The sequence below is a fragment of the Bradyrhizobium sp. URHC0002 genome (genome assembly GCF_054059515.1).
Genome location: NZ_JBSSCF010000001.1, coordinates 6,743,026 through 6,762,382 on the forward strand (window position 1 = coordinate 6,743,026; position 19,357 = coordinate 6,762,382).

Genomic DNA, 19,357 nt, shown 5'->3' on the forward strand with positions numbered 1-19,357 from the left:
CCACACTATGCAGGATTACCGCGCATACATCATGGGGCCAGACGGCCACGTTCAAAATCGCGTTGATGTGCAGTGTAACGATGAGGCCGAAGCTATCAAATCCACTGACCGCCCGTAGAGCGCGTTGGTTCCCCGAACGTGATGACGATTCGAAGAAAGTCATCACGCTCTAGTCCAATTCCCTGATGCAGCGCTATTCGGCGACCGAACCCCTATCAGGACCATCTCTCAATGGCACGCTCGATCGGTGACCGGGGCAAAACCACCGCTGCGACCCAAACACGTCTGGTCGATTCGGACGAAGCTCCAGATCGAAGGCCGCACCCGCGCGACCTCGCCATGTTCAATCTCGCGATCGATAGCAAGCTTCGCGGCTGTGACGTCGTCGCCATCCGGGCCGAGGATGTCGCTGCCGGCGGGTACACAGCGGATCGCGCAAATATCCGGCAAAAGAAATCCAAGCGCCTGTCAGATTTGAATTGAGCGAGCAAACCCGGCAGGCGGTCGATGACTAAAGGCCACCGGCAAACGGCCAGGCGAGTTCTTGTTTACCGGCCGTCGCGGTTCTGACCGCAACATGACCACGCGCCAATATGCCCGGCTCGTGTCAGTGGATCGGAAGTGTCGGGTTGGACCCGCGGCTGTTTGGGACGCATTCGCTGCGACGTATGGCGGATATCGCCATACCGCCCGGGCTTGTCCGTATCGAATTGTAAGCTTGGCCGAGTGATATCGGATTTAGTCTGGCACCAGCAAGCGCAGCGTTGCATCATATCGAATGCTTTGCTCGCCAAGGAGGGCCATTGCATCGACCTTGGCACCGGCATCGTTGTAGGTGCCAAGAAACCCAATATGTTGGACGCGGGCCGCCATCGGTCGCCCGGTCGGGGTATGTTCTTGACTGGTTATTTTACCGTGGAAGTTTCTGGCGGAGCATTCATAGGTTCCAATGTAATAGACGTAAGCGTCGCCGCCATGCAACTGACCGTCGCGCAATATCAGGACGCCACTAACGTCCTCGGCCACACCATCACGGGAACTAGCATTCAAAGAATAGAGCCCGTTCCTAATCATGATTGTTTCCACACCCGATCACCATCAAACACAGCCGACGACAGATTGTCGTATGGTCACATAATACCGGGTGTGCCCCGATCGGTGACAACAGTGGCGAACCCTACCACAATTTTTCCTTGATCCGGTGCAGCTATCAGAGCCGTTGAATTACGCATCACATCTGTGGAGGGCAGGAAGCATGAAATTGCTTACGGGGCCGCTCGCGGCAATGTTCTTGTTGGCGGGTGCGGGTACAAGCCATGCGGTAGTTCGGATTGCTGATGATCGGGGCGGACAGATCGGTCGTTACGTAGAACGATACGAACAATTGCGAGCCTCAGGTCAAATGATAATCATTGACGGCCTTTGCGCCTCATCCTGCACAATTGTGCTTGGCGCGATTCCTCACGAGCGGATCTGTGTAACTCGGAACGCCAACCTCGCCTTCCACGCAGCGTGGGATTTCGGAGCCCACGGACGTATCATTACCAATCCGGGGGCAACCCGAATGCTCTATTCAATGTACCCATCGCAAGTCCGGCATTGGATTGCTAATCGGGGCGGGTTGAGTCCACGGATGATCTTTCTGCGAGGCAAGCACTTGGAGGCGATGTACCGCCCTTGCTATCTGCATGCCCAGGTTGCTGGACCAAGCTGAAAACCTGACTTCCTTGGCGGAGTTGTCGCTGGCATCCAACGGAGGGCGTTGCTATTGCGCGCGACTGCGCCCCGCCCCAGACGCCGCAGCCGGGGGGCTACTGAGGACGAAGAGACGTCGTGAGGCTTATCCGCATCACAAGGCGAGTCGCGGTTCTATGATATGCACTGCGCGGACCGTCTGCTGAATGCAAGTGCCGCCTAGCTCGAAGTTGCGTAGAGGGCGTCAGGGCCGGCGGATCAAAGCCGATCGCTCATAATGACCTGACCGAACGAAACCCATCGGTTACATCCGACTTTTGCAACAAAAGCGGCCAATGAGCGACATTAGCCGTGTGGCTAATCGGCCAATCTGTCGTAAAATATCTCGTCGGTTGGATTGCGAGCCATGGTGCAGGAGCCGCCCGTCCGGGTCGAGCGCAGGTTGTCGGCGGTATTGGCCGCCGACGTCGCTGGCTACTCGCGGCTAATGCACAATGACGAAGAGGCTACGCATAGCAAACTGACCGCGCTCCTAAAAGACGCTGTTCCTGCAGCAATTGCAGAACACGGCGGCCGCATTGTGAAGAACACCGGGGACGGGTTCTTGGCGGAATTTCCGAGTGCGGTCGAGGCGGTTCGGGCTGCTATGCAGTTTCAGGGCCGTATCGAGGAACTTACAGTCAGCGATGTGCAAGATAAGCGTATTGCCTTCCGCGTGGGTATCAACATCGGCGACGTAATCGTCGAGGCTCATGACATCTTCGGGGACGGCGTCAATATTGCGGCGCGGCTCCAATCGGCGGCGGAGCCCGGAGGGGTCTGCATCTCAGGTAGCGTTCACGATCAAATTCGTAACAAGGTTTCGCTTTCCTTCAAATTTCTGGGCGAACAGAAATACAAGAATATTCCTTTGCCAATCCGAACCTATTCCATCATTGGGGCCGGCAGTCCTTTGCCTACTTCCAGCAAAAAGTGGCGCAACGTGGTGAATGGAAAATGGTTGGGAGCCGCCTTTGTGTTCATCCTGTCGGTACTAATCGGATATTGGGCGTATTCAGTCCGTCAACAGCAGCAGACGGCAAAGACGCAGGATGGTCAGTATGCTGGACAAGTCTGCCTCGGCCCCGGCCGCGAAGAGGCAGCTCGCTGCTACATGGTAACTGTCGTTGTTATCCGCAACGGTAAGATTTCTGCAAGGTATCCCGCGCGGCCACCAAACAAAGACGTCGTTATCGCCGGCGATGTTTCAGTGTCGGGGGAGGTCAAGATGGAGCTTAACGTTGAAAACAGCAGCGGCGTTCAAGTGGGCACCGCCCATCTGTCTGGAACACTGAAAAACGGTCAACTCAATGCAACCGGCGGATCTCCGGTTCGAACGGTCGACATTGAATTGCAGCGCCGATAGTTCGGCGAGCTACCGCCACTCACGCAGCTGCAAGCGCAGCATTGTCCGCTTCGGGTCATTGTCAAGCTTGCTGAGCCAGAGACGGGATCAGCGAATGACGGCCGGGCCGAGATAGACGCGTACTGCACCGTGGCCATTGGGACATATCGCAGGCCGATCCCGGCACGGGGATGTGCGTGATTACGGGGCGCGCACGACCAGATCGCTACACGAAACCCAAAGCAAGATCGACGCCAATTTCCGCACCGGATCCTCTAACGGCGATGTCGGCGTAAGCCCACCGTCCGGCACGAGAATCTGCCGGACATGGAACACCTTGGCCTGCCGTGCATTGCAATGAAAAAGAGGAGGAGTACATGCATCCAGCGTTTTGGCCTATGCAGGCTTTCGTCTTCTGGGCTGATGTCCTCATGCTGCCTTGGAAGATGATGATGGCACCGGTGGCTGATTCCCTGAATGTAGCCGTGGCCGCCACAAGTCCGGCTGCTACGGCCGGGCTCGACTCGGTAAGCCCCAAGGAAATCGGTACTAGCGCGACTGATTTCCGGACAGACGCCGACACGTAACAGTTACCTGAACCAGCTCCCGCTCCTTCTGGTGAGGGTCGTAGGTCCTCCCCGCACCCGCCAGCATGGTCAAACCGTAGCGGACGGCTGACATGGCGTGGTTCTTCTTCTTCGGGGCGGCCATCAACACGCGAGCGCGAAAGGACGGCGATTGCTATGTCCTCAACGGTCGCAAACAGTGGTGCAGCTAGGAAGTCGTCGCCGACTACATCGTCGTCATGGCTCGGACCAGTGACGGCAACGGTGCGGACGGAATCAGCGGCTTCCGAACGGAAACCCGGCAGCCGGCGGTCCACCCAGATCGCCTCACCGCCGGAGGCGGCGCCTTCCTCACACAGGCGGCGTGCCGTGCGTATGGAACGACTCGATCGTTTTCAGCCCCCAGGCCTGGCCCTTCTTGCGCTCTTCCTCGGTCCAGACGATCGGCTTCCAGTCGGGCGCGAGGATAAGGCGGGCGCCGGCGTTGGCGACTTCGACGCGGTTGCCGCCGGGCTCATAGACATAGAGGAAGAAGGTCTGCTGGATCGCGTGCTTGTGCGGGCCGGTCTCGATGTGGATGCCGTTTTCGAGAAAGATATCGGCGGCGCGCAAAATTTCCTCGCGGCTGTCGAGCGCGTAGGTGACGTGATGGAAGCGGCCTGCCTTGCCGTAATGGTCGCGGGTGTAGGCGAAGTCGTAGCTCTTGTTCGACATCGTCATCCACATCGCAGCCTCGGTGCCGTCGTTGAGCACGATCTGTTCGGTGGTGCGGAGGCCCAGATAGTTCTCGAAGAAGAGCCGGTTGGCCTTGATGTCCACCGCAAGGCAATTGAGGTGATCGAGCCGGCGGACGTTGACGCCACGCGCCGGAAAGCGTTGCGCCTGGTTCTTCAGCGCCGGCTTCAGGTCCGGCGGTGCCTGGTACCATTCGGTCTCGTAATAGAGCTCGACGATGTGGCCATCGGGGTCGCGACAGCGGAACGCCGGCCCCTGCCCCATATCGCCGTCGACCCAGCCGATGTCGAAGCCCGATCCCTTCAGCGCGGCGACGCGACGCTCCAGCGCCTGCGGGCTGCGGGCACGCAACGCCATGTGCTCCATGCCTGATGTTTTCGAGGCCGTCAGCTTGAGCGAATAACGCTCGTAATCGTCCCAGCCGCGCAAATAGACCGACTCGCCCTTCTGGCCGCTGACCGTCATGCCCATGACGTCGACGAAGAATTTCAGGCTTTCGTCCGGCTTCGGCGTCAACAATTCCATGTGGCCGAGATGGGCGAGATCGAAAATCGGCTCTGGGGTCATATTGCTTTCTCCTGACCGTTGAATTCTTTAGTCCGTCATACCCCGCGAAGGCGGGATATCCCGTACGCCGCGCCGTCGAGAATAGCCGAAGCGCCGCGGGGTACTGGGATCATCCGCCTTCACGGATGATGACGGCTGTTTACGCGGCTACCAAAGTGCCCGCGTTACATCGTCGAACAGTTCGTCGACGGTGAACGCGCGCGGAATGAGTTTTTGCTGCGCGGAATAATCGATAATCAGTTCCAGCGAACGCTGCACCTCGCCTTTGTCAAAACGCGGGGCTGCGGATGACGCGGCCGCAGATTCGGTCAACAGCCGATGCACCTCGCGCACCACATCCGGGTGCTGGTTGGACAAAGTCCGGCTCACCACCACCATGTGGTTGATCGGCACCACCTTGTGTTTCCCAAGCCAGGCCTTCTCTTCGGCCGCGACATCGGCGAACAGCGGCTTCAAATCCGGATGGTCCGATTTCTCGCCGAGCACCGCATCGAGATCGCCGTCGATCAGCATCTGCACGATCTGCCTGCCTGCGCCTGCTCGCTTGGTCTTATCAACGAATTCGGCGACGTGCGCATCCTCGAACGTCACCCAGTCGATCGAATCCAGATCGACGGCATAATCGTTGGCAAGAATACCTCGCAGCCATGCACCGGTCGTGGTGGTGAAGGAGCGAATGCCGACGCGCTTGCCGTTGAGGTCACGCGGTGCAAGCTTTCCCGCCTTCGCGTTGTAAAGCGCATGGCCATGCTGAAACCGCGCCAGCACGACATCCGGCAGCAGCACCATCGGCTTCTCAAAAGACTTCGCCATCAGATAGGTTACGATCGCCATCTCCGAGACGTCGAACGCCCCTTCGCGGACCATTGGCTTGAAGCCTTTGTTGGTCGGCGAATACTGCGCGAAATCGAACTCGACCAGATCCGACCTGACGGACCCGTTCTTGAGCGCGGCCGTGCCGGGATGGTCGCCGAGCAAGGTGCGCAGGCGCATCGCCACCTCAGTCTTCCTCCAGCTTGTCGACATAGACGAGGCCGGCTTTCGCCAGCGGTTCGCGCATATTGTACATGTCGAGGCCGAGCACGCCGGCGGCAAGCTTTTGGCGCTTGCCATCCTCGTCGGCCACGCGCTTCTCGCCCTTGGTTACGACATCGGCGGCGTCCTTGCGCCCGATCACCACGACGCCATCGTCATCAGCAACGACTACGTCGCCCGGCACGACATTAATACCAGCGCAGACCACAGGCACGTTGACCGCGCCCAGCGTCGCCTTCACGGTGCCCTTGGCCGAGATCGCCTTGGACCATACCGGAAAGCCCATTTCACGCAGCGCTTTGGCGTCGCGAACGCCGGCATCGATGACGAGCCCCTTGACGCCGCGCGCCATCAGCGAGGTCGCCAAGAGATCGCCGAACATGCCATCGGTGTTGTCGGTGGTGCAGCCGACCACCAGGATGTCGCCGGGCTGGCATTGCTCCACCGCGACATGGATCATCCAGTTGTCGCCGGGCTGCGCCAGCACGGTCACGGCGGTGCCTGCCGTCTCGGCTCCGCTCCACACCGGGCGCAGATAGGGCTTCATCAGCCCGAAGCGGCCATAGGCTTCATGCGCGGTGGCGACGCCGAGCGCGCCCAGCCGCTTGACGATATCAGGCTCGGTTCGCTTGATGTTGCGGACGACGACCGTCTTCATGCCAGTTCCTCCATCGCCATCGGGAACAGCCGCTGATAGGCCTCGCCATAGGTCATCGGCTTGCCCGTATTGCGGCCGCCCTGGACGCCCCGCTGCAGTGCCACCCGCTCATAATAGGCCCACAGATGCTTCTGGGCGGCGAGAATCTCGAACGTCTTGCGCTTGATGTCCCAGACCTCGTCGATGTTGAGGATCACCTGCGGCCTGAAATTGCACATCTCCGGCTGGTGCGGCTCAAACAAAAATACCGGCGGCGCCGAGTAGGTGTATTTGGCGCCGGGCTTGTGGCCCATCGCCTGTGCGACCACGCGGGTTTCCTGGGCGAAGTGCGCCGCATTCGGATGATCGAAATTATAGGGATCCTCCAGCGCGTGGGTCAGCACGAAGGACGGATTGAGTTCGCGGTAGATATCGACCATGCGGTCGAAATGCTTATCCGTCAGCCGCAACGGATAATCGCCGGCGTCGAAGAATTCGATCTCCGCGCCCAGCATGTCAGCCGCGCGCTGCGCCTCGTCGCGCCTGCCGGCCTTGACTTTCTCCATCGTCGCGCCCGCCTCCTTCCAGGCGAACTGGCTTTCGCCGCGCTCGCCGAACGAAAGGCAGGCGATCTTGACGCGATAACCTTTCTTCACGTGCAGCGCGATCGCGCCGCCCGCGCGCCAGACGAAATCGCCGGGATGCGCCGTGACCACCAGGCCCGTTTTGCCAGCATTGCTCATGATCGGGATTTCCTTCCTCGCTTGTTGCACGTGGCCGGCCGCACCGGCCGCGTGACTATTGTTTGGCAATTCCTGCCTGCTCGATCACCTCAGACCATTTGTCGATATCGGCCTTGAGCCGGTCGAGGATTTCCTCGGGCGAACTGGCCTTGGCCTCGATGCCGAGATCGAGCGCGCGCTTCTTCAAGTCCGGTATCTCGAGCACCTCGCGCAGCGCGGCGTTCAGTGTCTTGATCACCTCCGCCGGCGTGCCCTTGGGCGCAAAAATCGCGTTCCACGACCGCGCCTCGAAATCGCCGCCCCCTGCTTCCTTCACGGTCGGAACATCAGGCAGGAACGTGGTGCGGATCGTGCCCGAAGACGCCACCGCAACGGCCGCCTTGTCGGCAACGTGCGACTGCACCGCGGTGTAGTTTTCGATCGCCATCTGGATATCGCCGCGCAACAGCGCGATCAGCACATCCGGCGAACTGCGGAACGGAACGACGGCGACGTCGACACCGGCGGTCGATTTGAACAATTGCGCCGAGAGATTCTGCGTCGATCCGACATTGATGGTGCCGACATTGAGCTTGCCGGGCTTTGCCTTGGCCGCCTTGATGAATTCAGCCAGCGTCGGATATGGCGAGCCGGCTTGCGTCACGAAGATGAAGTCGAAATAGCCCATGCTCGACACCGGAACGAAGTCGGTCACGGGATTGAAGCCAAGGTTCTTGAACAACGATACCGAGATGGCGGTGCCGTTGGAGAACAGCGCCAGCGTATAGCCGTCCGCGGGTGCGGACAGCACGGCGCGTGCGGCATTGATGCCGCCGGCGCCCGCCATGTTCTCGATGACGAAGCGCTGGCCGAGCTTTTCGCCGAGTTTTTCGGTAACGAGCCGCGCCGTGACGTCGGCAACGCCGCCGGCGCCGAAGGGGAGGATCAGCCGCACCGGCCGGTTCGGATAATTCTGCGCGTCGGCGATTTGCGGCAGCAACAATGCCGCCGCCAGCATAGCCATCCCCACGAATGACACGCCGCGCCGGCTCATTGTGTATTGCTCGCGTTTATCCGCCACCGCACGCGCTCCCTTAAAATTCAAACAATCGCGCCGGATTGCCGACCAGGATCTTCTGCTGCAGCTCGGGCTCCGGCGCAAACAAGGGAATGAGGTCGACCAGATCGCCGTCGTTGGGCATCGCCTTCACATTGGGGTGCGGCCAGTCGGTCCCCCAGATCACGCGATCGGGCGCGGTCTCGACGATGCGGCGCGCAAACGGCACCGCGTCGTGGAACGGCGGTCCGCCCGACGACACCCGCTCGCAACCGCACACCTTGACCCAGCATTTCTCGTCCCGCGTCATCAGGTCAATCAACGTCCGGAACGGAAGCTGGTCGAGGCCGTCAGATGCCTTGACGCGTCCCATGTGATCGATGGTGTAGCGGACCGGTAGTTTTGCCAGCAGCTCGGCATATTCCGGCAGATCGATCGCGTCGAAATGCAGATCGATATGCCAGCCAAGCGGCGCAACCATCGCGACGATGCGGTGGAATACCCTCATATCGGGCACCCCGCCGAGGTGTCGCACGAAGTTGAAGCGGCAGCCACGAAAACCGCCCTCGTGCAATTCGCGAAGACCGCGCTCGGTAATGGTATCGTCGATATTGGCGACGGCGCGAAAGGTTCCGTTGCTCACGGCGATGGCATCCAGCGCCACCCGGTTGTCGGTGCCGTGCACGCTGGCATTGACGATGACGGCGCGGCCGATCCCGAGCTTCCTGTGCAGCGCCCGGAAATCTTCCAGCGGCGCGTCCGGCGGCGTATAGGGCCGTCCCGGTGCGTAAGGGTATTTGTCACCGGGGCCGAAGATGTGGGTGTGCGCGTCACATGCCAGCGCCGGGAGCTTGAATTTCGGCGTTCGCGTATCGGGATCGGGTCCGGGGATCGTCGGCTTGTGCATGGTGCCTTCTGCAGTGATTTGGCGCGCTTCACGGCGCCTCGAATTCATGAAGTAGAGTTTTCTTTCCGCTTCCCGGCAGCGTTTTTTGCTGACGGCTGGGTCGGCTTCGGCCGGGAGGACGGGCTGTCGACGTGATCGACGTCGGACGCCTGCAACGAGGCGACCGTCGACGCGACGAGTTGCTCGATCGCTTGCGCCATGTCGGCGCCATCAGCTTCGCCGCGCGACAGCCTTGTGACCCGCTCCGGGCTGACGAGGGTGTAATAGAGCGCACCGAGCAGGAACTGCGACCGCCACACGATCGTCGTTCGTGGCAGATGCGGCAGACTTTCCTCGATAGCCTCGATAAAGGCGTTGGTGGTATCGTCGAATATCTCCGCGATGATGCGCCCCACCACGGCGTTGCCTTCGGCCGACATCACCGCCCGCAGCCGCGTGAACCGCGCCCCGCCCCCGGCAAGGTCGCTGCTCGATGAAAACGCCGGCTGCACATAGGCCCGCACGATCGCCTCGAGCCGGTCCTGCACGTCGCGCACGCGCCTTGCAGCCACCAGCAACTCGATGCGGCGCTTGTTCATGGGACCGCAATGGCGCTTGTAGATTTCGAGCAGCAAGCCGTCCTTGCTCTTGAAATGATAGGTGATGCTGCCCGGATTGGCGCCGGCTTCCAGCGCGATGTCGCGGATCGACACGGCATTGAAGCCACGCGTCGAGAACAGCAGCTCAGCCGCGCTCAGGATGGCTTCCCGCATGTTGGGATTTCGCGTCATGGGATTTGCTTTCCGCTCTCGACTTTTGTACGTTTGTACAAAATATCAGGTCCAGTCAACAAACATCTGGGTTGCGGGGCAGCCCCGCGACTGGGCCGGACAAGGGAGAGCCCGGGATGCGCCGGATCATCGTTGCGTTTCTGATCATCGCCGGCGCGCTGGCCTGGCGCGGCACAGGACCTGCCGTCGCGGCTGACGAAGAACCGCGCCTGATACTGGCGCCATCAGGGGTATTGCGGGCCGGACTGTATCCGGGCACGCCGACCTCGATCCTGCCGGATGCCGGATCGGGCGCGCCGCGCGGCGTCGGCTACGATCTCGGCAAGGAACTCGCGCGGCGGCTTGGCGTCCCCTATGAGCCGGTCGTTTTCGCCAAAAACGCCGAAGTCCTCGCCGCCGTTAAAAGCGGAGAGGTCGATGTCGCCTTCACCAATGCGACGGCGGCGCGGGCGCGCGATATGGATTTCGGCCCGGCCTTTCTCGAAATCGAGCTCAGCTATCTCGTCCCGCGCGGGTCGGCCCTGACAACGCCGGCGGAGGTGGATGCACCGGGGCTGCGTGTCGGCGTGACCGCTGGCAGTTCCTCCGACGCCACACTGTCGCGCGACTTCAAGCATGCCCAGATCGTTCGCGCCGCCACCTTCGATGTCGCGATCGAGATGCTTTCGACCGGCGCGATCAATGCCTACGCGACCAACAAGGCCACGCTGTTCGAAATGGCGGAGAAATTGCCGGGATCGAAGGTCCTCGAAGGCCGCTGGGGGATCGAACGGCACGCCATCGCCATTCCCAAAGGACGCGAGCAGGCAATGGCATTCATCCGCCAGTTCACGAACGAGGTGAAGTTAGAAGGCGTAGTCGCCGCGGCGATCGCACGCGCCGGGTTGCGCGGCGCGATGATTTCAGCTGCGGAGTAGCGCGCATGAATTTCTCAAATGAGAATTTCTCAAATGATATGTCCAGCAAGGAAGGATTTCGCCTCATGCGCCCACGCAGAACAATCATCCGCAGCATCGTCGCCGCCGCCCTGTTTACGCTGGCCGGCACGAACCTTTATGCGGAGCCGTTCCCGACCAGGCCCGTGCGCATTCTGGTGCCCTACGCCGCCGGCGGCGCCGTCGACGTGCTGGCGCGCACGCTCGGGCAATCGCTGTCGAAGACCTGGGGGCAGCAGCCGGTGATCGAAAATCGTCCGGGCGCCGGCGGGACCATCGCGTCGCAGGCGCTCGCGCAATCGGCGCCGGATGGCTACACGCTGATCCTGGTCGCAAGCGGACATCCGCTGAACCAGTTCTTCTATCCAAAACTGCCCTACGACACCTTCAAGGATTTTACTGCGATCAGCGAGATCGCCTATTCGCCGCTCGCGATCGTGGTATCCCAAAATAGTCCGGTGAAGAATTTGCAGGAATTGCTGGCGACCGCGCGCGCAAAGCCGGATTCATTATCTTACGGCATGTCCGGCAACGGCACCTCGGCCCATCTCGCCGGCGAACTTCTCAACTACATGGCCAAGGTCAAGATCCAGGCGATCCCCTACAAGGGCGGCGCCCCTGCGCTGACCGCCGTCATCGCCGGCGAGATTCCAATGAGTGTCAATCCGCTGCCCGAGGTGGTCGGCCAGCTCGACGGTAATGCGGTGCGCGCGCTTGCGGTGACGACGGCCCAGCGCTCGAAGGCATTGCCCGACGTTCCCACCGTCGCGGAGGCCGGCATCCCCGGCTATGACGCCTCGGTCTGGTGGGGTTTTCTCGGACCCGCCGGCATGGCGCCTGACCTGGTCGCCAAGATCCACGACGACCTTGCCGCAGCGCTGAAGGATCCGGTCGTCCTGACTGCGCTGGAAAAGATGGGCGCCACGCCGGTCGGCAGCTCGCCCAAGGATTTCGACGCCTACATGCGCGCCGAAGCAGCGAAGTGGGAGCCGGTGCTGAAAGAGGCCAATATCAAGATGCAGTGAGGCGGAGACGCATGCGCGGTCGACTCACCGCGCATTCGCCGGCGCGTGCACGTGCCACAGATCGGCGCGCCAGTGCAGCACGACCGCCAGCATCAGGGCGAGGCCGGCCACCGCGTAGAGTGTTCCGGTCGCCGCAAATCCGATCTCGTCGATCAGGCTGCCGGCGGCCAACAGGCCGATCGGCAGGCCGTAGATCACCATCATGCGCACCCCCATCACCCGACCGCGGAAATTCTCGCTCGCGGTCCGCATCAGGATGACGGCGATCGAGATCATGGCGAGGCTTTGCGAAAAGCCCGCCACCACCAGGCACAGGATCGCGGTCGGCACCGTCTGCATTTGCACGAAGATCAGCAGGGTCGCGTACCAGACGACGGTGGCGCCGACCATCAACCGCGCCACCCGGATATCGCGAATCAGGCTCAACACGATCGAGCCGGCCAGCGAGCCGATCGCAAAACTCGCCGACAGATATCCAAGCCCGGTCTGGTTGGTGCCGTAGATCGCTTTGGCGATGTAGGGCAGCAGGCCATTGGTGAGCGGATAGGCCGTCAGGTTGGCGAGGAATGCCACCCACAGCGCGGCCTGCATCCGCGGCGTGGTCCAGACATAGGCCACCCCCTCCTTGAGGTCGCGCAGCGGCGAACGCTGCAACGCCTCGCTGGCAGCTTCGCCCGCCGCATGCTGCTTTGCCGGCGCCACGATGCACAGCGTCAGCGCGGTAGCCGTAATATAAAGGCAGACGATTGCCACATAGGCCGGGCCCATGCCGAGCGCGGCAAACAAACCGGCGCCGCTCAGCGCCCCGGCGATGCGCGCGGTATCCATCGTCGTGCGCGAGATGCTGATTGCCCCTATCAACTGGCCGTGCGGCATGATGGTCGCGACCAAAGCGCCGCGCACGCCAAGGTCCGACGGGCGGACGATGCCCATCACGGCGGCGACCATGAAGACGTAGACTGGTGCAAGTTGACCCGACAGCGCCAGCGTCATCAGCACGGCCGCCAGCACCGCATAGGTCGCGCGCATCATCGCCAGCAGATCGCGGTGACCGATCCGGTCGCCGACAACACCGAACATCGGCGCTACCAGCGTACCGACGTAGCCGAGCGAGGCAAAAAAAGTAAGCAGCAGGACCGACCCGGTCTCGACCAGCACGTACCAGCCGAGAATGAGCATTTCCATCTCGAACGCCCACGAGGTGAGCAGATCGGCCGGCCATTGAAAACGGTAGTTCCTGATACGGAATGGTGCGAGCGCGGAAAGTCGCGCGGGTTCGCTCAAGATGCGTTGTCGCGATTCATCGCGGTCCACCCTGCCCTGTTTCTTGTTTTTCCTTCTCCGTCGATAGCAAGCTGTGCCCGGCGTTTCAAGCTGCCGACATCGCCCTGCCGCTATGCGTCAACAGCAGCCGCCTAACCTCCGCGGCCGGTATCGCGGGGCTGAACAGATAGCCCTGCATCTCGGTGCAGCCGAGGATGTACAAGAGGTTCCGCTGTTGCTCGGTTTCGACACCTTCCGCGGTCGTCGTCATGTCGCTGGCGGCCGCGATGCTCACCACGGCCTGGACGATCGACGAGGATGCGCCGGGACCGGCGATATCCTTGATGAAGGAGCGGTCGATCTTGATCTTGTCGAACGGGAAACGCTGCAGATAGCTGAGCGAGGAATAGCCGGTGCCGAAATCGTCCAGCGCGATCCGGACGCCGAGCTTGCGCAACTGGTGCAGCATGTCGAGGGCCGCCTCGTCGTCGCGAATGAGCACGGCCTCGGTGATCTCGAGCTCCAGCCTGCTGGCCGGAAGGCCGCAGGCAGCGAGCGCCGCCGCCACGTTCAACGCCAGCGCCGGGCTCCTGAACTGCACGGGTGAGACGTTGACTGCAACGCGAACTTGATCCGGCCAGGTGGCGGCCTCCGCGCAGGCGGCATTGAGCACCCACAGGCCGAGCTGGTTGATCAGGCCGCTGTCTTCCGCGATCGGGATGAATTCCGCCGGCGAGATCATGCCACGTTCGGGATGCCGCCACCGCAACAGCGCCTCGCAGGATGAGATCTTGCCGTCCTCGATATTCACCACCGGCTGATAGTAGGTCTCGAGGCTGCCGTCGCTGATCGCCTGACGCAGTTCGAGCTCCAGGCTTCGCCGCGCCCTGGCGCGCTGATCCATGCCGGCCTCGAAGAAGCGGTAGGTCCGCCGTCCGTCGCCCTTGGCGCCGTAGAGCGCAAGGTCCGCATTCTTCAACAACTGGTCGAGGTCCACCCCGTCGCCGGGGGCCAGTGCGATGCCGATGCTGGCATCGGTGGTGATGAGATGCCCCATACATGCAAGGGGCTGCCTGATCGCCGAATGGATTTCATCAACCAGCTGGGTGGTTTCCGACCGGTCCTTGATAGCGGTCTGAATGACGGCGAACTCGTCGCCGCCGAGCCGGGCCGCCACATCGGTGTCGTTGAGGCAACCGCGCAGTCGGTCGGCGACACCCTTGAGCAGTTCGTCGCCGATCGGATGGCCGAGCGCGTCGTTGACGCTCTTGAACTCGTCGATGTCGATATAGAGCACCGCCAGTTGCTCGCCGGGCCTTATCGCCTTGAGCGACTGTTCCAGCCGCTCGCGGAACAGGATCCGGTTCGGCAGGTCGGTCAATCCGTCGTAATGCGCCAGATGTGCGATCCGCTCGTCCGCGCGCCGGCGCGCGGTGACGTCCTCGATGGTCGCGACCCACCCGCCACCGTTCAGCGGCCGGTTGATGATCTCGATCGCCCGGCCACCCGGGGCTTCCGTAAGCTGCCGCGTCGCCTTGCCGAGCGACACGGTTTGGATGATCGCGTTGCAGAATTCATCGACGTCGCCATCGAATGATCCGGTTTCCTTCCGGTGGGCGATCAGTCGCTGCATCGTGCAACCGGGCTTGGCCACGTCAGGCGACAGTCCGAACATGTCGAGATAAGGCTGGTTGCAAATGATGATCCGCGCGGATGCATCATAGAGAACAAGGCCTTGCGGGATGTTGTTCACGGCAATCGAGAGCTGGCGCCGCTCGGCCGCCAGCCGCTGATCGGTCAAGCGATCGCGCCTCACCAGCAGGCCGGCGATTACGGCCAGGACGGCGACGAGCGCAAGCAGCACACATTCGCGAAGACTCCACGCCGCTGGGTCGGCCGCAGTCACCGCCGCGAGCAGGATCCCGCTCACCGCAAGCAGTTTGACCGTTCTGCTTCCTTGCGCAGAACCGGCCGAACCGCCCGATATTTGATGACCGCCCTCGTTACTCACCCGACCTGCCTTTGGAATGCGACAGGGGTCCTGCAATGGAACTCAGACCGCTGATCGCGCGCCCCGCGGCAGTGTTACGCAGTAGTGATGGAAGGCGCGTTACAACTTGCGGTTAGCAATCGGTTACTTTGCACACGCACCGGCTCCAATCCGCGATCCGGCATTGGAGGTTACCGGGAGGCGGCCGGCCGGCCGCGGCTCTCGTGCGAGATGGTAAACCAATGATTAATCCGAAGCCGGCATCGCGCGCCGCCGGAAATGTGAGAAAGCCCTTATTTTCCAGCGTAACCGACACTCGGCAGCGCTGACGCAGCTCCGCTGCAAAAACGAATTCTGACCGAGATGCCGCGGATTTAGCTGATACGAAACCTCGCCTGTTTAACCGTTTCGCTAGTCGGGGCCGTTCATAATGGCGGTCAGATCCCAATTCATGAGACCCAGGTTAAGCAGCGTGACATCCTTCGGACGTGTGATTTCCGTGCGCGGCTCCCTCGCCCGGGTTGGACTGCTGGCGTCGGGCCAGGTGCCCGTTTCCGAAGCGCGCGCCACCGTCGGCCGCTTCATCAGTATTCGCTGTGCGACGGTCACCACGATCATTGCGATGATCACCGAGGTAAGTTGCGAGAACCAGCCTAGCTCCGATGAATACTTGGCGACCGCGTCGGTCGACCTGCTCGGGGAGATTTCCGGCGGCGAACGCCCCAAGTTTCAGCGCGGCGTCACCAATTATCCGACCATCGGCGATGCCGTCGACCTCGTCACCGCCCAGGACCTCCGCACCGTCTATGCGCCGAGCGGGTCGGACCAGATCAATATCGGCACCCTGCAGCAGGACCGCTCCGTCATCGCCTATGTCGATGTCGAGGAGATGCTTTCCAAGCACTTCGCGGTCCTCGGCTCCACCGGCGTCGGCAAATCGACCAGCGTTTCGCTGCTGCTCAACGAGATTCTCAAGGCGCGGCCGAACCTGCGGGTATTCCTGCTCGACGTCCACAACGAGTATGGCCGCTGCTTCGGCGACCGTGCGCTGGTGCTCAACCCGCGCAACCTGAAACTGCCGTTCTGGCTGTTCAATTTCGAAGAGATTGTGGACGTCCTGTTCGGCGGCCGTCCCGGCGTGCCGGAAGAACTCGACGTTCTCGCCGAAGTCATTCCGATGGCGAAGGGCCTCTATACCCAGTATCAGAACTCCGATCGTCTCGGACTCAAGCGCGCGGATCCGAAGTCGGGCGGCTATACCGTCGATACGCCGGTGCCCTACCGGCTGACCGATCTGATCTCGCTGATCGACGAGCGGATGGGCAAGCTGGAGAACCGCTCCTCGCGCATCATCTATCACAAGCTGATTTCGCGCGTCGAAACCGTGCGCAACGATCCTCGCTACACCTTCATGTTCGACAACGCCAATGTCGGCGGCGACACCATGGCGGAAGTGATCAGCCATCTGTTCCGCCTGCCCGCCAATGGCCGGCCGATGACCATCATGCAGCTCGCCGGCTTCCCCGCTGAAGTCGTCGATTCCGTCGTGTCGGTGCTGTGCCGCATGGCATTCGATTTCGGCCTGTGGAGCGACGGCGTGTCGCCGCTGCTGTTCGTCTGCGAAGAGGCGCATCGCTACGCCTCGGCCGACCGCAACATCGGGTTCGGCCCGACCCGGAAAGCCGTTTCGCGCATCGCCAAGGAAGGCCGCAAATACGGCGTCTTTCTCGGCCTCGTCACCCAGCGTCCGGCAGAACTCGACGCCACCATTATCTCCCAGTGCAACACGCTGTTTGCGATGCGGCTTGCCAACGACCGCGACCAGGCGCTGTTGCGCTCGGCGGTCTCGGATGCCGCCGCGAACCTCTTGTCGTTCGTGCCCTCGCTCGGCACCCGCGAAGTGCTGGCCTTCGGCGAAGGCGTGGCGCTGCCGACCCGCCTGCGCTTCAAGGAGGTTCCCGTCCACCAGCTGCCGCGCAGCGAAGCCACCATCGCGTCCGTGCCGTCGGTCTCCGCCGGCCACGACATGCATTTCGTCTCGGCCGTGCTGGACCGCTGGCGCGGCGCCACCTCGAACCGCGACGTGCCGAACGATCCCGGCATCAACGACCGGCCCGCCGCCCGCGTCATGACGCCGGTGGAAACGCCGATGCTGCAGCCCTCGATGGGGCTGGACCCCGACCGGTTCTCGCTGCTGAAGAAGCCGCTGCGCTGAGGCGGCGCGCGTTCGCGCGAATTCTTCGCGCGGGCCGGTATCCACTTCGTCGCAATACGATATATGGTCCGGTAACGCCGCCTCGCGGCCTCAGCCGGAACCCTTTCATGAGCAAGCCTGCGCCCAAACGATTTCAGCCGCCCGCCATCGACAGACTGCCCGACGACATCCGCACCCGGATCCTTGCGGTGCAGGAGAAATCCGGCTTCGTCCCGAACGTCTTCCTGACGCTGGCTTATCGTCCGGACGAATTTCGCGCCTTCTTTGCCTATCACGACGCGCTGATGGAGAAGGACAGCGGGTTGACCAAGGCCGAGCGCGAGATGATCGTGGTGGCGACGTCCGCCGCCAATCAGTGCCATTACTGCGTGATTGCCCACGGCGCGATCCTGCGCATCCGAGCCAAGAACCCCGTCATCGCCGACCAGATCGCCGTCAACTACCGCAAGGCCGACATCACCCCGCGGCAGCGCGCCATGCTCGACTTCGCCATGAAGGTGAGCCAGGAGGCCAACACGGTTTCCGAGCCGGATTTTGCGGAAATTGCCGGCCACGGCTTTTCCGACGACGACATCTGGGATATCGCAGCGATCGCGGCCTTCTTCGCGCTGTCGAACCGGCTGGCCAACGTCACCGCGATGCGCCCGAACGACGAGTTCTACATGATGGGGCGGCTGCCGAAATAGCCCAAGAATCAGCCTGAGGCCCGGAGGTTTCCCGCGTTGCTGGACTGGACCGAAATCATACTGCGTCTCGGCGTCGCCACGCTCGCGGGCGGGCTGATCGGTCTCAACCGCGATCTGCACGGAAAGCCGATCGGATTGAAGACGCTGGCGCTGGTCAGCCTTGCGACGGCCATGCTGCTGGTGCTGGTCCATTCGGACGAGGCCAAAATCGTCTCGGACGCCGGCAGCCGGGTGATGCAGGGAATCCTGACCGGGATCGGCTTTCTTGGCGCCGGGGTCATTGTCCACGCCGGACGTCATTTCAGGGTTCGCGGGCTCACCAGTGCGGCCTGCACCTGGCTGGCGGCCTGCATCGGAATTGTCTGCGGTCTCGGACAATGGCGATTGGTGATCGTCGCATTGGTCATCACCTTCGGCGTCTTGACCGTTGGGGGCCGAATGGAACGCTGGTTGCACAAGAGGTTTGGCGGCAAGGACGAGGCTGAACAGGAACCGCCTCCCGCCTCTTCGGTGGACAAACAGCCGCCTGTTTAATCGATGGGTCCGCACCAGCCCGGCAGATAGACCGCATCCTCGCTCCTGGCAAAGCCGAGCGCCTTCTCGATCGCCTTGTCGAAATTCTCTTCCACGCTTTTGCGCGGGATTTTGCGGCGCAGGAAATCCGCCCACAGAAATTCGCTGAACGGGGTGGTGTCCTTTGCAAAGCCGCCGACGCGGCGCAATTCCCCGGCGAGGCTGCGGAACGGATCATCCTTGAGTCCGGACACCGATTTCGGAAGATCCTTGAAGTGCCGGCGTTCGCCCTTGGCGTCATAGGGATAGGCCCATCGCTTGTGGTCCATCACGGTCCAGAACGCCTCGCGCTCGACCATGGTCAGATCGCCGATGACCGTGACCAGGACATGCTCGACGCCTTCATCATGCAGTGCACGCGCCAGATGATGGTGGTCGACGACGTAATGGTGCTCGTCCGGCCCAAGCACGACCGGGATCATGTGCTTGCCGAGCAGCTCGGCGCGTTTCTTCTCCGATTTGTGCTCCCGCCAGCGCTCGCGCTTCTCCTTTACCTCTCGCAGGCCGACCGTCATCTGGGTCGGACGCAGTGACAGGATCGGGATCGGCTTGAGGATCGGGTCGCGCGTATTGGCCATGGTTTGCCCCTCTGCTT

The 19,357-nt window shown here is 62.0% G+C and carries 17 protein-coding genes and 2 pseudogenes; 8 read left to right on the forward strand and 11 right to left on the reverse strand.

The window, feature by feature from the left end; all coding sequences use genetic code 11:
* Positions 1-231 precede the first annotated feature (231 nt).
* The gene (locus tag ACVWVY_RS32995; RefSeq protein WP_456630301.1) at positions 232-483 is read left to right on the forward strand and encodes a hypothetical protein; all 252 of its coding nucleotides are present in this window, start codon (positions 232-234) and stop codon (positions 481-483) included.
* A 255-nt stretch (positions 484-738) separates the two neighbouring features.
* Here ACVWVY_RS32995 and ACVWVY_RS33000 read toward each other — a convergent pair whose 3' ends face one another.
* The gene (locus ACVWVY_RS33000; protein ID WP_456630302.1) at positions 739-1,074 is read right to left on the reverse strand and encodes a hypothetical protein; all 336 of its coding nucleotides are present in this window, start codon (positions 1,072-1,074) and stop codon (positions 739-741) included.
* Positions 1,075-1,255: 181 nt separating this feature from the next.
* Here ACVWVY_RS33000 and ACVWVY_RS33005 point away from each other — a divergent pair, with 181 nt between their 5' ends.
* Both ACVWVY_RS33005 and ACVWVY_RS33010 read left to right on the forward strand, forming a co-directional pair.
* A complete protein-coding gene (locus ACVWVY_RS33005) occupies positions 1,256-1,714 on the forward strand; it encodes a hypothetical protein (protein ID WP_456630303.1) in 459 nt (152 codons plus the stop codon).
* 387 nt (positions 1,715-2,101) lie between these two features.
* A pseudogene (locus ACVWVY_RS33010) lies at positions 2,102-2,632 on the forward strand (adenylate/guanylate cyclase domain-containing protein); the annotation flags it as partial.
* Positions 2,633-3,996: 1,364 nt separating this feature from the next.
* Here the strand turns inward: ACVWVY_RS33010 and ACVWVY_RS33015 are convergent.
* The 7 genes from ACVWVY_RS33015 to ACVWVY_RS33045 form a co-directional block, all read right to left on the reverse strand.
* Entirely contained in the window at positions 3,997-4,947 is a 951-nt protein-coding gene (locus ACVWVY_RS33015; protein ID WP_456630304.1) for a catechol 2,3-dioxygenase, read from the reverse strand.
* A gap of 147 nt (positions 4,948-5,094) precedes the next feature.
* Positions 5,095-5,940, reverse strand: a complete 846-nt coding sequence (locus tag ACVWVY_RS33020; RefSeq protein ID WP_456632368.1) for a hypothetical protein — start codon at positions 5,938-5,940, stop codon at positions 5,095-5,097.
* 7 nt (positions 5,941-5,947) lie between these two features.
* Complete coding sequence (locus tag ACVWVY_RS33025) at positions 5,948-6,640, reverse strand: 4-carboxy-4-hydroxy-2-oxoadipate aldolase/oxaloacetate decarboxylase (RefSeq protein ID WP_456630305.1); 693 nt, start codon at positions 6,638-6,640, stop codon at positions 5,948-5,950.
* Positions 6,637-7,362 carry a PIG-L deacetylase family protein gene (locus tag ACVWVY_RS33030; RefSeq protein WP_456630306.1) on the reverse strand — a complete coding sequence of 242 codons (726 nt, stop codon included), beginning with the start codon at positions 7,360-7,362 and terminating at the stop codon, positions 6,637-6,639. The genes ACVWVY_RS33025 and ACVWVY_RS33030 overlap by 4 nt, the downstream gene beginning before the upstream one ends.
* A gap of 55 nt (positions 7,363-7,417) precedes the next feature.
* Complete coding sequence (locus ACVWVY_RS33035; RefSeq protein ID WP_456630307.1) at positions 7,418-8,422, reverse strand: Bug family tripartite tricarboxylate transporter substrate binding protein; 1,005 nt, start codon at positions 8,420-8,422, stop codon at positions 7,418-7,420.
* A gap of 13 nt (positions 8,423-8,435) precedes the next feature.
* On the reverse strand, positions 8,436-9,305 hold the full coding sequence (locus ACVWVY_RS33040; RefSeq protein ID WP_456630308.1) for an amidohydrolase family protein: 870 nt from the start codon (positions 9,303-9,305) through the stop codon (positions 8,436-8,438).
* A 44-nt stretch (positions 9,306-9,349) separates the two neighbouring features.
* Complete coding sequence (locus ACVWVY_RS33045) at positions 9,350-10,075, reverse strand: TetR/AcrR family transcriptional regulator (protein WP_456630309.1); 726 nt, start codon at positions 10,073-10,075, stop codon at positions 9,350-9,352.
* A 116-nt stretch (positions 10,076-10,191) separates the two neighbouring features.
* On the opposite strand from ACVWVY_RS33045, the gene ACVWVY_RS33050 reads away from it, so the two are divergent.
* Entirely contained in the window at positions 10,192-10,992 is an 801-nt protein-coding gene (locus ACVWVY_RS33050) for a transporter substrate-binding domain-containing protein (RefSeq protein ID WP_456630310.1), read from the forward strand.
* Between the two features lie 65 nt (positions 10,993-11,057).
* Positions 11,058-12,035, forward strand: a complete 978-nt coding sequence (locus ACVWVY_RS33055) for a tripartite tricarboxylate transporter substrate binding protein (protein ID WP_456630311.1) — start codon at positions 11,058-11,060, stop codon at positions 12,033-12,035.
* 24 nt (positions 12,036-12,059) lie between these two features.
* On the opposite strand, the gene ACVWVY_RS33060 is transcribed toward ACVWVY_RS33055, so the two are convergent.
* A complete protein-coding gene (locus tag ACVWVY_RS33060) occupies positions 12,060-13,319 on the reverse strand; it encodes an MFS transporter (RefSeq protein ID WP_456630312.1) in 1,260 nt (419 codons plus the stop codon).
* Positions 13,320-13,404: 85 nt separating this feature from the next.
* Positions 13,405-15,219, reverse strand: a pseudogene (locus ACVWVY_RS33065) (putative bifunctional diguanylate cyclase/phosphodiesterase); the annotation flags it as partial.
* Between the two features lie 520 nt (positions 15,220-15,739).
* Between ACVWVY_RS33065 and ACVWVY_RS33070 the strand changes: the two are divergent.
* From ACVWVY_RS33070 to ACVWVY_RS33080, 3 genes are all read left to right on the forward strand, one after another.
* Positions 15,740-17,503 (forward strand): ATP-binding protein, encoded by a 1,764-nt coding sequence (locus tag ACVWVY_RS33070; protein WP_456630313.1) that lies wholly within the window; start codon positions 15,740-15,742, stop codon positions 17,501-17,503.
* Between the two features lie 107 nt (positions 17,504-17,610).
* The gene (locus ACVWVY_RS33075) at positions 17,611-18,189 is read left to right on the forward strand and encodes a peroxidase-related enzyme (RefSeq protein ID WP_456630314.1); all 579 of its coding nucleotides are present in this window, start codon (positions 17,611-17,613) and stop codon (positions 18,187-18,189) included.
* Positions 18,190-18,225: 36 nt separating this feature from the next.
* Positions 18,226-18,723 carry an MgtC/SapB family protein gene (locus ACVWVY_RS33080; RefSeq protein WP_456630315.1) on the forward strand — a complete coding sequence of 166 codons (498 nt, stop codon included), beginning with the start codon at positions 18,226-18,228 and terminating at the stop codon, positions 18,721-18,723.
* Here the strand turns inward: ACVWVY_RS33080 and ACVWVY_RS33085 are convergent.
* On the reverse strand, positions 18,720-19,340 hold the full coding sequence (locus tag ACVWVY_RS33085; RefSeq protein WP_456630316.1) for a ParB-like protein: 621 nt from the start codon (positions 19,338-19,340) through the stop codon (positions 18,720-18,722). The two genes, ACVWVY_RS33080 and ACVWVY_RS33085, sit on opposite strands and share 4 nt — an antisense overlap.
* Positions 19,341-19,357: the final 17 nt, after the last annotated feature.

What these genes read in the sequence shown, in the direction of transcription:
- ACVWVY_RS33025 (WP_456630305.1), bottom strand. Translation starts at nt 6,640, where the DNA reads ATGAAGACGGTCGTCGTCCGCAACATCAAGCGAACCGAGCCTGATATC.
- ACVWVY_RS32995 (WP_456630301.1), top strand. Translation starts at nt 232, where the DNA reads ATGGCACGCTCGATCGGTGACCGGGGCAAAACCACCGCTGCGACCCAA.
- ACVWVY_RS33040 (WP_456630308.1), bottom strand. Translation starts at nt 9,305, where the DNA reads ATGCACAAGCCGACGATCCCCGGACCCGATCCCGATACGCGAACGCCG.
- ACVWVY_RS33055 (WP_456630311.1), top strand. Translation starts at nt 11,058, where the DNA reads ATGCGCCCACGCAGAACAATCATCCGCAGCATCGTCGCCGCCGCCCTG.
- ACVWVY_RS33085 (WP_456630316.1), bottom strand. Translation starts at nt 19,340, where the DNA reads ATGGCCAATACGCGCGACCCGATCCTCAAGCCGATCCCGATCCTGTCA.
- ACVWVY_RS33070 (WP_456630313.1), top strand. Translation starts at nt 15,740, where the DNA reads ATGAGACCCAGGTTAAGCAGCGTGACATCCTTCGGACGTGTGATTTCC.
- ACVWVY_RS33005 (WP_456630303.1), top strand. Translation starts at nt 1,256, where the DNA reads ATGAAATTGCTTACGGGGCCGCTCGCGGCAATGTTCTTGTTGGCGGGT.
- ACVWVY_RS33000 (WP_456630302.1), bottom strand. Translation starts at nt 1,074, where the DNA reads ATGATTAGGAACGGGCTCTATTCTTTGAATGCTAGTTCCCGTGATGGT.
- ACVWVY_RS33045 (WP_456630309.1), bottom strand. Translation starts at nt 10,075, where the DNA reads ATGACGCGAAATCCCAACATGCGGGAAGCCATCCTGAGCGCGGCTGAG.
- ACVWVY_RS33015 (WP_456630304.1), bottom strand. Translation starts at nt 4,947, where the DNA reads ATGACCCCAGAGCCGATTTTCGATCTCGCCCATCTCGGCCACATGGAA.
- ACVWVY_RS33050 (WP_456630310.1), top strand. Translation starts at nt 10,192, where the DNA reads ATGCGCCGGATCATCGTTGCGTTTCTGATCATCGCCGGCGCGCTGGCC.
- ACVWVY_RS33030 (WP_456630306.1), bottom strand. Translation starts at nt 7,362, where the DNA reads ATGAGCAATGCTGGCAAAACGGGCCTGGTGGTCACGGCGCATCCCGGC.
- ACVWVY_RS33075 (WP_456630314.1), top strand. Translation starts at nt 17,611, where the DNA reads ATGAGCAAGCCTGCGCCCAAACGATTTCAGCCGCCCGCCATCGACAGA.
- ACVWVY_RS33020 (WP_456632368.1), bottom strand. Translation starts at nt 5,940, where the DNA reads ATGCGCCTGCGCACCTTGCTCGGCGACCATCCCGGCACGGCCGCGCTC.